9 protein-coding genes are annotated in these 12,080 nt (G+C 60.2%); 4 read left to right on the forward strand and 5 right to left on the reverse strand.

The annotated features are described in order from the left end of the window. Window positions 1–69: 69 nt before the first annotated feature. Window positions 70–810: a hypothetical protein gene (locus B071_RS0105740; RefSeq protein ID WP_018526151.1), complete on the forward strand. Its 741-nt coding sequence runs from the start codon at window positions 70–72 to the stop codon at window positions 808–810. 97 nt (window positions 811–907) lie between these two features. Here B071_RS0105740 and B071_RS0105745 read toward each other — a convergent pair whose 3' ends face one another. Next, a complete protein-coding gene (locus tag B071_RS0105745) occupies window positions 908–1,762 on the reverse strand; it encodes a M15 family metallopeptidase (protein ID WP_018526152.1) in 855 nt (284 codons plus the stop codon). Between the two features lie 353 nt (window positions 1,763–2,115). On the opposite strand from B071_RS0105745, the gene B071_RS0105750 reads away from it, so the two are divergent. Continuing rightward, window positions 2,116–4,194, forward strand: a complete 2,079-nt coding sequence (locus B071_RS0105750) for a cation:proton antiporter domain-containing protein (RefSeq protein ID WP_438829605.1) — start codon at window positions 2,116–2,118, stop codon at window positions 4,192–4,194. Here the strand turns inward: B071_RS0105750 and B071_RS0105755 are convergent. From B071_RS0105755 to B071_RS0105775, 3 genes are all read right to left on the reverse strand, one after another. After that, a complete protein-coding gene (locus B071_RS0105755; RefSeq protein WP_018526154.1) occupies window positions 4,191–5,201 on the reverse strand; it encodes a LacI family DNA-binding transcriptional regulator in 1,011 nt (336 codons plus the stop codon). The two genes, B071_RS0105750 and B071_RS0105755, sit on opposite strands and share 4 nt — an antisense overlap. Window positions 5,202–7,037: 1,836 nt before the next feature. Continuing rightward, a complete protein-coding gene (gene kbl / locus B071_RS0105770; RefSeq protein ID WP_026245021.1) occupies window positions 7,038–8,243 on the reverse strand; it encodes a glycine C-acetyltransferase in 1,206 nt (401 codons plus the stop codon). Then, complete coding sequence (locus B071_RS0105775) at window positions 8,221–9,201, reverse strand: NAD-dependent epimerase/dehydratase family protein (RefSeq protein WP_026245022.1); 981 nt, start codon at window positions 9,199–9,201, stop codon at window positions 8,221–8,223. The genes kbl and B071_RS0105775 overlap by 23 nt, the downstream gene beginning before the upstream one ends. A gap of 123 nt (window positions 9,202–9,324) precedes the next feature. Here B071_RS0105775 and B071_RS0105780 point away from each other — a divergent pair, with 123 nt between their 5' ends. Together B071_RS0105780 and B071_RS0105785 are read left to right on the forward strand one after the other, a co-directional pair. Continuing rightward, window positions 9,325–9,921 (forward strand): helix-turn-helix domain-containing protein, encoded by a 597-nt coding sequence (locus tag B071_RS0105780; RefSeq protein WP_018526159.1) that lies wholly within the window; start codon window positions 9,325–9,327, stop codon window positions 9,919–9,921. A gap of 51 nt (window positions 9,922–9,972) precedes the next feature. Further along, window positions 9,973–10,416, forward strand: a complete 444-nt coding sequence (locus B071_RS0105785; protein WP_018526160.1) for a PTS sugar transporter subunit IIA — start codon at window positions 9,973–9,975, stop codon at window positions 10,414–10,416. 33 nt (window positions 10,417–10,449) lie between these two features. Here B071_RS0105785 and B071_RS16150 read toward each other — a convergent pair whose 3' ends face one another. Next, entirely contained in the window at window positions 10,450–12,057 is a 1,608-nt protein-coding gene (locus B071_RS16150; protein ID WP_018526161.1) for a putative glycoside hydrolase, read from the reverse strand. Window positions 12,058–12,080 lie beyond the last annotated feature (23 nt).

Consider the following 12,080-nt stretch of genomic DNA (forward strand, 5'->3'; position numbering starts at 1 on the left):
GTGATACAGAAAAAACCATATTATTCTATAGATAATAGGGTTGTACGTATTTTTAAAAGGAGTCGATTCATGAATATTCTTACCGTTTTTAAGGAAACCATCGCAGCCTCACGAGACAATCCGTTGCTTTTTGTCCCAATGCTCGCCTCCCTCGTCTTTTCGGCGATTATCAATCTCATTTTTGCCGGCTCGACTATCCCCATGCTGGGCAATCTCTCCGGAGAGCAGATTGCTGCCCACCCGGAACGGGCCTTGGCCGGAGCAGGAGCGGCTATCGGCACCATCATGGTAGTCAACGCAATCAGCAGCTTTGTCGGTTTTTTGGCCCATGGCATGACGATCGGGATGGCCGATATCGCCCTGAAGAGAGAATCGGTGACACTGCAAACCGGATGGGAGCGCCTGGTATCACGTATCGTTCCTCTTGTCATAACCTCTGTTATGGTGATTGTTATTGTAATGTTCGGGTTTATCCTGCTGGTTATTCCAGGACTGATTGCAGCTTTTTTCCTCATGTTTGCTCTCATTGCCGTCATGGTGGATGATTTATCAGCTGGTAAAGCCTTAGGCCAGAGTGTTAACACTGTCAAAAAAAACATTGGCGCCGCGTTGATCACGTTGCTACTGATTCTCGGACTCACATTCCCGGTGCTGGTTCTGAACTTCACTATTGTGTTTATCCCAATATTAGGGGTGATTCTCTCCACCTTGCTGTTTTCAATCTACACGGCGTTTATCACGATTTTACTGGTGCGTGTCTACCACAGTCTGAATGTACAGGGCGATGCTTCCCCGGAGGTTGATGTCTGATACCCTCAGGAAGGGGTTTTCCATTGATGTAGTGATATCTAAAATCACGTGAACGAGCGGGCTGACCACAGGGAAGCAGAGGGATCAGGCAGTTCATTCACTCTTCGATTGCCTCTTCGGCCATCAGGAGAACCTCGGGGCGATACTCGAAGTGGATCGAATCAAAGTAGAGCCATTTCCCGCCCCAGACAAACCCCTCGGCCTCGAAGGCCTCCACCACCGCCCAGGGAACGGTCCAGCGCTGGTAGGGGGCCAGGTTCCACCATTCCTCGATACCGCTNTTCACCGCCCAGCGCCAGTAGGCGTGGCGCCCCCGGAACGACCGGGGAATCAGGTCCAGGGCCACGCCGTAACTGTGGTAGCTTCTCCGGGGAGTCCCGGCAATGGGACGCCAGTTGTACCCGTGAACCTGGGCCAGGTCCCGTACAAAGGCCCGGGTCTCACCGTCTGTCAGCATGGCGAGACGCAACCTCTGATCCACGCGNCCCAGGGGTCCCTCGAGCAGGGGGTGCAACCGTACCGGTCTGTCCAGAAAGGTGAGGTTCACCATGGTCCNCTCGGCCTCGTGTTGCGAGGCAATCCCGTAGAGGCGGTCGAGGAAGGCGTTGAATCGAACCTCTCCNTCATTGTCNAAGCGGGCCATCCTCTGACGCAGGCGCTCCTCCACGTCGGGAGTGATCTCGGGGGGCGTGAATGGACCGGGAAAGTAGCGATAGAATCGTATCGGCANGTACTCGTGCCACCGCTCCCTCCTGGATTCCGGCAGAATCCTCCCCTGGGCCCAGTAGAACCACTCACCGTCCATGGAGAGAGCCCAGTCACCCCGACGATGCTCCACCGCCTCTATCCGGCCGGGATAGGCCCGGGCGAGGGCCTTCATGACCTCCTCTCCCGATGCGGAGACAACAAGACCGGGTACCAGAAGAAGAAAAAGGGCCGTCCAGACTCTCATAGANACGAAACATACTCATCTTTTCCCCGCCGGGGCCAGACCCGGGGATACACGGGTCTGCGATCTTGCCTCTGGCCTTGCCTTCCCTCTGGTTTTCCCCCATAGTCATATACGTGTGGTGGCACCGTCACCCGCCCGGAGCAAGGCCCCGGCCGAAGCCGTGGCCCGGCTGGAAACGTGAGAATGAAACACGCGACCCGAGAGAACGCGCAACAGAGAACACACCGATGCGACTAAAAACAACTACCCTCAGACCCCTTATGCTTCCCCTNATCTTTCTCGCCTTTGCCCTGGCCCCTGCCCTGGCGGNCCCGGGCAGCTCCTCCTATGCTCATACCCTGGAGCACCGCATGATGGTCCTGGCCCTCCAGATCGGGATCATCCTCTTTGCGGGCCATTGGGGGAGCAGGCTGGCCCGCCGCGCGGGCATCCCCGCGATCATGGGAGAGCTCCTGGCGGGGATTCTCATCGGGCCCTACCTGCTGGGGGCCCTGCCCTTGCCCGGGTACCCCTCGGGACTTTTCCCGGTGGCCGATACGACCCTGGCGATCTCACCGGAACTCTACGGCTTTGCCGTGGTGGCCTCGATTGTTCTGCTCTTTCTCACGGGCCTGCAGACAGACCTGCGGCTTTTTCTGCGCTTTGCCTTCAAGGGAAGCGTTGTAGGTCTGGGAGGGGCAACCTTCTCGCTGCTGGCGGGTATCACCGTNGGNGCAATCATGACCGGCACACCGCCGCTGGCACCGGGGAACATCTTCCTGGGTGTTGTGGCCACGGCAACATCGGTAGATATCTCGGCCCGCATCCTGAGCAGCCGCAAGAAGATGGCCAGTCCCGAGGGGGTGACCATTCTCTCGGCATCGGTGATCGAGGATGTNGTGGGCATTACCCTTCTTGCCGTTGTTCTCAGCGTGGAAGCCATGGAAGGGACCCTGGGCAACGGGGGTGGCACCTGGCTCTTTATGGTACCTATCGCNGCCAGGGCTCTCTCGGTCTGGCTCGGTTTCACGGCCCTGGGCATTCTCTTCTCCCGCCAGATCGGCAACCTGCTCAAGGGTGTGAAGAACCAGTCCCAGATCGCCGTTCTGGCCNTGGGTCTGGCCCTGATTCTGGCTGGTCTCTTCGAGAGTGCCGGCCTCGCCATGATCATCGGAGCCTACGTGATGGGCCTTTCCCTGGCAAACACCGATATCGCCTATGTGGTGCAGGAGAAGATCGAGGTTATCCATCACTTCTTTGATCCCATTTTCTTCACCGTCATCGGCATGCTGGTGAATCTCTTTGTGATCACCTCCCTGGAGGTGTTGCTCTTTGGGGTGCTCTTTGCCCTNCTTGCCACGGCGGCAAAGATNATCGGTTGCGGCGGGGCATCGCTTCTGCTGGGGTTCAACAGGGCCGGGGCTATCAGGATCGGCACGGGCATGGTTCCTCGCGGCGAGGTAGCGCTGATCATGCTCGCCATTGGTCTGAGCTCGGGGGTGCTGGAGGACCGGCTCTTTGGCGTCGCCATCGTAATGACTCTCATCACCACCCTCACGGCACCGCCTTTTTTCAGCAGGCTCCTCTCGCGAACCCTGCAAACTACCCGACAGGCCCTGACAGATCACGAGACGGCCACAACGGATTTTCATTTCGGGTCGGAGGATCTCACCAGATTCCTGCTGTCCGATGTGATCCAGACGATGCGCAACGAGGGGTTCTTTGTTACGGGCTCAGAGGCGGAACACAAGGTCTTCCACATGCGCAAGGATTCGGTCTTCATTGCTCTCATGGCGACTCCCGTGAGTCTCCATTTTACCTGCCGGAAAGAAGATGTAACCCTGGTAAACAACCTGGTCTACGAATCGATCCTGAGTCTGCAGCAGCAGGTGGGTCATATCAAGACCGTTGCCAGGCCCCAGGAGCTGCGCAAGACCCTGGTAGAGAAGACCAACCGCGCCGTGGTGGACTGGCCCAAATACCTTCCCGTGGAGTGTATCCATCTCCGCATGGAGGTGGAGAACAAGGAAATGGCGATCCACGAGCTGGTGGAGTCCCTGGCCCACGGGGGGAAGCTCAAGGACCCCGAGGCGGTTCTGGAGGCGATTCTGGAACGGGAGAAAACCATGAGCACCGGNATGGAACACGGNATCGCGATTCCCCACGGTCGTTCCGAGGGGGTAAAGGAGCTTTCCATCGCCGTGGGTATCGTCCCGGAGGGGGTCGATTTTCAGTCGCTCGACGGNGAACCGACGCGCATCATCTTTCTTGTGGCCTCGCCCCGGGATAACCCCGGACCCCACCTGCAGATTCTGGCGGGAATTGCCGGTATTGTGAACAGCGCCGAGGCGCGGGAAGAGATGTTGCGAATCTCCTCCCGGTCCGATCTGATCCAGTACATGGTGGAGAACTCACGATCCAGAAACCCGGGCACCAGAAAACGAACGTCCTAGCGCGTTGTCTCGCGTACCATGATTCGGGGGGTCACCGAGAGCTCGTCCGTGCCCAGGTGGTCATCGCGGCCGGAGATACGCCGTTCCAGGTAGGTTCGGGCAAGCCGGGCTTTCTCGTGAAAAAACTGTTGCATTGTGGTNAGCCCCACCACGGGAGCGATCGCTATGTCGTCNAATCCAACTACCCCCACGGCGTCGGGGATGGCGATTCGCCGTTCCCGGAAAAACCTGAGCCCNCCCACGGCCATGGTGTCGCAGGCNTAGAAGACAGCATCGGGAACGGGCCGTCCCGATTGGCGGGGCTCGAAGATTCTCAGCGTGGCAGCGTGCCCCCCCGCCTCGGAGAGGCTGTCCCGCTCGATGATCTCCTGGGCCCCGCTCCCCCGGCACGCGGCGATCGCGCTTCGGTACCCGGCAAGGCGCGCCTGGACGCGCTCGTCATCCTCGTTCCAGCCGACAAAAGCGATCTGATGGTACCCCCGGCTGAGCAGGTACTCCGTGGCGTCCTGGCCCCCCAGATAGTTGTTGGTGCTGATCGACCGCACCGAGGGACAGCGTGACTGCATTAAAACGATGGGCAGGTCCAGGGAGTGGAAGAAGGCCGCCCCCTCTTCATCGAGCTTCATGGAGAAAGCAATGAGGCCGTCGATCGTTCTCCGGTAGGAGCTGTGATCCCGGAAGAATTTTGCCACATTCCGCTCACCGCAGGTGTTGATCAGCATCAGATTGAAACCATGCTCGCTGAACTCCGTGCTCAGGGCACGAATCACCTCGGCCACCACGGCAAGCCCCACGTCGTGCAGGGCCAGACCGATGACTCCCTGCTTCTCCGCCGGGGGGCGGGCCGCCGCAGGGGGGACGTAGTTGTTCTCGGCCATGGCGGCGTAGACGGCGTCTCTCGTCTCNGGCTTGACCAGGTTGGGTTGATTCAGAACCCTGCTCACCGTAGCTTGACTAACACCCGCATCGCGGGCCACCATCTTGATTGTGGCTCGTTCTCGTTCCATATACCTCCATGGTACGGACCATCTCCGGCGTGGTCAATGATTTTCTGAAAAAACNCTTGNAAAACCGNGATTTTTCAGAAATTTTTCTTTACNCTTCCTTCGTCCGGGGCTCTTGCCCCTGTTTCCTCTCTTCTGGTCGTGATACACTTCAGCTATCATGAGAAGACGAATNGCGCCTTTTCTGACAGCTCTCGCAGCGTCAGCACTGCTGGTANTGCTTCCTTCGTGCCGCACCGCGCCCGAGGAGGTGCTCCTGCCGGAACCGCCCCCACCNCCGGCGACAGCGCCAGNTCCCACTCCCCCGCCAGAACCGCCCCCGCCGCCTCCCCAGGCTCCTCTGGAGGGNCCCCGGTGGATCCTGCAGAACCAATACGGAACGTCCCGAATGCCGCATCCACCGGAAGGAACGCTCTGGGTCCAGTTTGACTCCCGGGAGGGCCTGGTCCGCGGTAGCAGCGGTGGGTCCGCGCTCCAGGGGGCCTACCAGAAGACACCTTCATCGGGGCTCNCCATTACCCCGGGCAGNCCTCCTTCTCNGCCCGAGCGTTTTGCGCGCTACTACACCCAGACCCTGGAAAACCTCTCACTGGTGAAGGGGTACTACATCCAGGGCGATACCTATTACGAGAGNACCCTCACCCTCTACGGGGGTGTAGGCCGGGAGGAGATCATCCTGGCTGAGTTCCTGGTCGATCCCGAGAGCCCCCTGGTGCTTCCATCGGNGGAACCCGATTCCGGGAAGCCCCCACGATGATACGAAACAAAAGATCCTCCGGAAGCGCTCCGGCGCGGNTAGCGCTNCTGATGATTGCGCTGGTNCTTGCGCTNATCACGGTGGCGGCCCTGCTGGAGTTTGCCTGGTCCAGCCGGGTACAGCGGCAGCTCACCCGCTCCCTGAACGATCAGGGAGCACGGGGGGANCTGACCCTTCACCCACGCCAGGGCCTTCTGAAAATCAGGGACCTCTCCTGGCCCCTGGAAGAGCGAAACCTCCGATTCAGCGCCAGCTCCGTGGAGGTCCACATGGACCNGGGGGAACTCCTCAGAAAACTTCTGATCAGTTCTGCCCTTCCTCTCTCGCGGGTCTCCCTCCACCTCCGGGAGGGTCGAATCCTGAGGACTTCACAGCAGGAACCGGCTCCGGTTGCCGGAAACGGATATGACCGCTCCTCCACTGCAGAACCGCTCTTGGGAGAACTCCACCAGGCCCGCCTCCTCCTGGAGGGATCAATACTTGAACCGCAGGCGATGGCGAGCCTCTTGCAGGGCACCCTTCCGGCTCACAGTCTGGAAGATTTTCTGGCCGAGGGAGAACTGGAGGTCCTGCGCGCCCTCCAGCTCCCCGGAGAGGCGGGGGAGCTCGAGGCAGAGAAGATCCGATTCACCCTGCGGGGAACGGGGGTCATCCTGGAGTGGCCCCTCCCGACGGAGAAGAGCGAGCTGCTTCTGGTCCACCTTGAGGGAGATAGGGGGAATTTCCAGCCGGGCCGGGGGCTTCATCGGGCTCTTGATTCCCGCTGGGGAGGGCTTTCGGAGCTCCTTCCCCGGGGCGGGGTCAACTTCTCCCGAGCCGAGGTGGGGGCCCGAAGCGAGGAGCAGAGGGTAACCCTCGAAAAGGGGTACGTGCACGCGGACTCTCTCCGGGGGACCCTCTCGGGCAGCGCCCTGCGCACTGCCCCAAGCAGGTTCGAAGACCTCCAGGGGAGTCTGGCCATGGAGGACCTGGATGACGATCTGCGCCGCCTGGCCGCACCGCTGATCTTTCTCTTTACCCGGGGGCGGCTTATCCCCCGCAGGGGACCCTTCACCCTCTCCTTCGATTCCCGGGGGCTTTCCCTAGAGTAGGCCCATCTCCCGGGCCGTCTCGATGAAGGCCCGGGAAGCCTGATCGACCTGGTCCTCCGTATGGGCCGCCGAGAGCTGAACCCGAATCCGCGCCCGCCCCCGGGGAACCACGGGGTGAGCAAAGCCGATTACGTAGATACCCTTCTCAAAGAGCTTTTCTGCCAGCGCCAGGGCACGGGGCTCGTCGTAGAGCATCACCGGGACGATCGCCGTCTCACCCGGAAGAACATCCAGCCCTGCCTCTGTCAGGGCAGTGCGAAAGCGCCGGGCCAGTTCCCGGGGACGCTGGCACCACCGGGGATTTTCCTCCACCATTTGCACCGCCCGCAGGGTAGCCCCCGTGATGGCGGGGGCCAGGGTGTTTGAAAAGAGGTAGGGTCGGGATCGCTGACGGAGAATCTCGACGATCTCCCGATGGCCCGAAACGCACCCCCCCGAGGCACCCCCCAGAGCCTTTCCAAAGGTAGTGGTGATGATGTCTATCTCGCCCTCCAGCCCGAAGTGCTCGGCCGTTCCCCGCCCGGTCTTTCCCAGATATCCCGTGGCGTGACAGTCATCGACCATCACCAGCGCTCCGTACCGGCGAGCGAGTTCCACGATCTCCGGAAGGGGCGCGATATCTCCGTCCATGGAAAAAACACCGTCCGTCACGATCAGGCAAAACCGGCACCCCTCCTGTCGGGCCTCCCGAAGTCGCGCTTCCAGATCGGCCATATCGGCGTGGGCATAGCGGTATCGCCTGGCCCGGCAGAGTCTCACGCCGTCGATGATAGAGGCGTGGTTCAATTCATCGGAGATGATGGCGTCTCCGTCTCCCAGGAGAGGTTCAAAGACGCCTCCGTTTGCGTCAAAGGCGGCGGCATAGAGGATCGTGTCCTCTGTGCCCAGAAAGGAACTCATCTGTTCCTCGAGTTCCTTGTGAAGCTCGCTGGTGCCGCATATGAAGCGCACCGAGGAATAGCCAAAGCCGTAACGATCCATGGCCTGGCGGGCGGCGCCGATAATCTCGGGATGATTTGCAAGCCCCAGATAATTATTGGCACAGAAGTTGATGACCTCCCGGGTTTTTCCATCGCCTCCCCGGGCGTGGATAACCCCGCCCTGGGGCCCCAGGAGAACCCGTTCCTCCTTGTACAATCCCTGGTCCCGCAAGGACTGGGCCAGGGCACTCAGTTCATCCTTCATCGTTCCATACATATCGGGCATCCTCCAGTCGTTGTGAGAGAACCCGCAGCATATCGCGGGTTGTGGCTTCCAGATCATACTGCGGTTCCCAGCCCCACTCCACCCGGGCTGCGTAGTCTTCCATGGCATTGGGCCAGGAGTTTGCGATGGCCTGGCGCACGGGGTCGACCTCGTAATCTATCTCGAACCGGGGAAGGCAGGCCCGGATATAGGCAGCCTGTTCCTCGGGACAAAAGCTCATGGCTGTCACGTTAAAGGCGTTGCGGTGACGCAACCGAGAGGGATCGGCCTCCATCAGGGAGATGGCGGCCCGGACGGCATCGGGCATATACATCATGTCCAGGTAGGTATCCCCCTTCAGGAAACACCGGTACCGGCCCGTGCGCAGGGCCTGGTAATAGATGTCCACGGCGTAATCCGTCGTTCCTCCACCGGGAGGAGTTTTGCTGGAGATGAGCCCGGGGTAGCGCAACCCCCTGGTATCAACGCCGTATTTGAAATGATAATAGTCGCACAGCAGTTCACCCGCAACCTTGGTCACACCGTACATGGAGGTAGGCCGCTGGAGCGTGTCCTGGGGTGTCCAGTCCCGGGGGGTGGTAGGCCCGAAGGCGCCAATAGAACTGGGAGTAAAAACCGCCGCCCCCTGCTCGCGGGCAACCTCCAGAACCGTGAGGAGACCGTTCAGGTTCAGGTCCCAGGCCTCCTGAGGGCGATCTTCGGCGGTAGCCGAGAGAAGCGCCGCCAGGTGATAGATCGTGCCGATGCGGTGTTTCTTCACAATCCTCGACAGTTCCGCTCCGTCGCGCACGTCGGAGCGGTAGAACGGCCCTTCCTCGACAAGATCCCGGTTAATTGTATCCCGCACATCGGTGAGTACGACCCGATCAGGACCGTGGAGGCGTCGCAGTTCCGTGGCGATCTCGCTCCCCAACTGCCCCAAGGCCCCTGTTATCAAAATACCCTTCACGCTCCCTCCAATCTTGACATTGTGTCATCACGATAATACACTATATCAAACACTCGTTCAACATAGTGTACTTCACTGCACGAGGGTTTGTCAAAACAAGATATCAGGAGTATGGTTAGGATCATGACAGGCACCCAGCATCACTCCCAGGAACCTCCCCTGATCGGGGGGAACATCAGACGAATGAGAAAAGAGGCGGGCCTCACCATGGACGTCCTGGCAGAACGGAGCGGCGTTTCCAAGGCGATGCTCTCCCAGATCGAGGCAGAAAAGGTGAACCCCACGGTGGCCACGGTATGGAAGATATCCCAGGGGCTCCAGGTGGAGATCAATCGCCTGCTGGAGGGAAGCGAGGAGCCGGTCAGGAAGTTCCATGTCACCACTAGAGACGATATCGTAGCCCTCGATACCGATGAGGAGGGGTTGCATATCGATGTCTTAACCCCGATCCAGATGGTCGAGGATCTGGAGATGTACCTCCTCACCTTCGCCCCGGGGGGCGCCCTGCGTTCGGCTCCCCATTTTCCCAACACCGAGGAGTTTCTCACGGTTATACGGGGGAGCATCCACGTCCGGGCCGGGGACCGCGACGCCCGCCTGGGTGAGGGTGATTTCATCCGCTATCAGTGCGATGTGGAACACGATATCGAGAATACCAGCGGGGAGGCTTCGCTGGTTCACATGGTGGTGCGATTTCACAAGCGTTCTCTGGGGCATTAGCCCCGGGATCGCAACCTTGACAGAGCCCTCGAGAGAGCCTATTTTCTCTCCATGCTCAAGGAAACGCTCACAGTCGATCTCGTGACGACCGACCTCCCCGGATCGGACAAAGACCAGGTTATCCGGGCCCTGCTCGATCTGATCTGTACATCGGGAAAGGTACACAACCCTGCCCTGGCCCTGGAGGACGTTCTGGCCCACGAGACGGGCATGTCCACGGGGATGGAACACGGGATCGCAATACCCCACGCAAAAACCGATGCCGTGGATTCCCTGGTGGCCTGCGTGGGCATATCGCGCAGGAAGATCGACTTCGAGAGTCTGGACCGGAAACCCGCCCAGATCTTTATCATGACCCTCTCGCCCCGGGGTGGGACGGGACCCCATGTGCAGTTTCTTGCAGAGATTAGCAAGCTTCTCAAGGACGCCAGGATGAGGAAGCAACTCCTCAAGGCAAAGAGCGATGAGGAGTTGCTGGAATTGCTCACCAGCTAGGGCTGTGCGGAAGGCACGCCGGGAGCGACCTCTTTACCTGGGGGCGCTCCGCTCGTCGTCGTCGAACCAGAGTCCCCGCGAGACCATGTAGTAGCGTCCGGAGAAGTTCCAGAGGGTAAACCCGCTTGCTCCAGCCGCGAGGCTTCCCCGAATCTGCCGCTTCAGGTACTCCGTGTAGGTGTCTTCGTCAAAGCGCAGCTCCCCCCCAATCAGGAAGGACTGGATGTAGGGGCGAATCAGGACCGTGTCACCGGTAATGCGCCTGCCCCGGGCCGTACCTTCCTCGTAGAGATACTCTGCCCACTCCAGGTAGGGCATGTCCCCCATGAAGGCCCGGGGAAAGTGCGAGGGATAGAGCATGGGAGATATCACGTCCACGTACTGAGCCAGGGCTGCGATGTCCTGTCCCAGATAGCTCATGCGGTACCAGCCGTTGAAACCAAAGACATCGATACTGATCGGGATGGATATCTGCTCCCGGGCACGCCGGGCGAATTCCGTGAGAGCCTGTACCCGGGGGTCGCCGTAATCGATTCCGCGGTTCAGGGCGGGACTGTCCTCCTTGTAGCGGTAGACAATATCCTGACGCCGTCCGTCGGCGGGAGTTCTGATGTAGTCGAACTGTATCTCGTCTACCCCCATCTCCTGCAACTCCCGGGCGATCGCGATGTTGTAGTCCCAGACAAACTCCGAGAAGGGGTCAACCCAGTATTCCACTTGGCGCGAGCGGGTTTCGCCGTCGTCGGTTGTCTCCTGCCGGAAGACCCCCCAGGGAGCGTTCCGGCGGCTGTCCCACAGGGCATAGCGGTTGTTCTGGTAACGGTAGAGCTGTTCGTCCTTGAAGACCACGATCCGGGCGATCAGGTACAGGTCGTTCTCATGAACCGTACGAATCACCCGCTGGGCATCAAAAAACCGGCGAACTGCCCCTACCTGACGGGGCAGCTCCAGGGAGGTCTCGTAGGCGATCCTGCCGTTGTCGTCCTTGAAGTCGATCACCACGGCGTTGAACCCCTGCTCCCGGGCAAACTCCATGTGGCCGGGAAGAGAATCGGGCCCCACGTGCCAGGGAGCAAGAAAGAAGGAGACCTTGTCGGCAGCCCTGGCCATACGCTCTTCCCGGGCAGGATAGAGACGCGCCAGGGGCTGATCTCCGGCGATGACAGCCGCCTCCAGAGCCCGTTCGCCCCGGGAGGAGGGCAGATTTACCACCGCTCCGCGACGGCGATCGATCGCCACAAGATCCCCCGACTGGGCCCGATGCAACCAGAGGATGTTCCGGTCCGAAGCATCGTATGCGACCCGGGCAATGTCATCGTAAAAACCGTTGCCTTTGTAAATTGTTCGCAGACCGTTCCCGCGCCCCAGGGCGTTCCAGGTCTCACCGTCATCCTCGCTCTCGAAGATTCCGTGAAACGTGGTCGAGACTAGGAGCCGTTGCTGGTCCCAGGGAGAGCGGGCGGCGCTGGTAAGGTAGGTGTTGCTTCCCGTTGCCTCGCGAAGCGATCGGGCAACGCGCACCTCGTCGGAACCGTTCTGTACTAAACGAAGCTCGCTGGAAGTCAGCTCGAGCAGCCCGGCAGGCGCGGCGCCCAGGGCCACAGAAAAAACGCAGAAAAAAACGAGTGTTATACCTTTCATCACCGGCGGAGCCTACCACAGCA

The organism is Alkalispirochaeta alkalica DSM 8900, from assembly GCF_000373545.1.
In the GTDB taxonomy this organism is placed as follows: domain Bacteria; phylum Spirochaetota; class Spirochaetia; order DSM-27196; family Alkalispirochaetaceae; genus Alkalispirochaeta; species Alkalispirochaeta alkalica.

Bases quoted from the DNA above. Each gene is read 5' to 3' on its own strand.
- B071_RS0105740 (WP_018526151.1), top strand. From the start codon at position 70: ATGAATATTCTTACCGTTTTTAAGGAAACCATCGCAGCCTCACGAGAC.
- kbl (WP_026245021.1), bottom strand. From the start codon at position 8,243: ATGTATGGAACGATGAAGGATGAACTGAGTGCCCTGGCCCAGTCCTTG.
- B071_RS0105780 (WP_018526159.1), top strand. From the start codon at position 9,325: ATGACAGGCACCCAGCATCACTCCCAGGAACCTCCCCTGATCGGGGGG.
- B071_RS0105785 (WP_018526160.1), top strand. From the start codon at position 9,973: ATGCTCAAGGAAACGCTCACAGTCGATCTCGTGACGACCGACCTCCCC.
- B071_RS16150 (WP_018526161.1), bottom strand. From the start codon at position 12,057: ATGAAAGGTATAACACTCGTTTTTTTCTGCGTTTTTTCTGTGGCCCTG.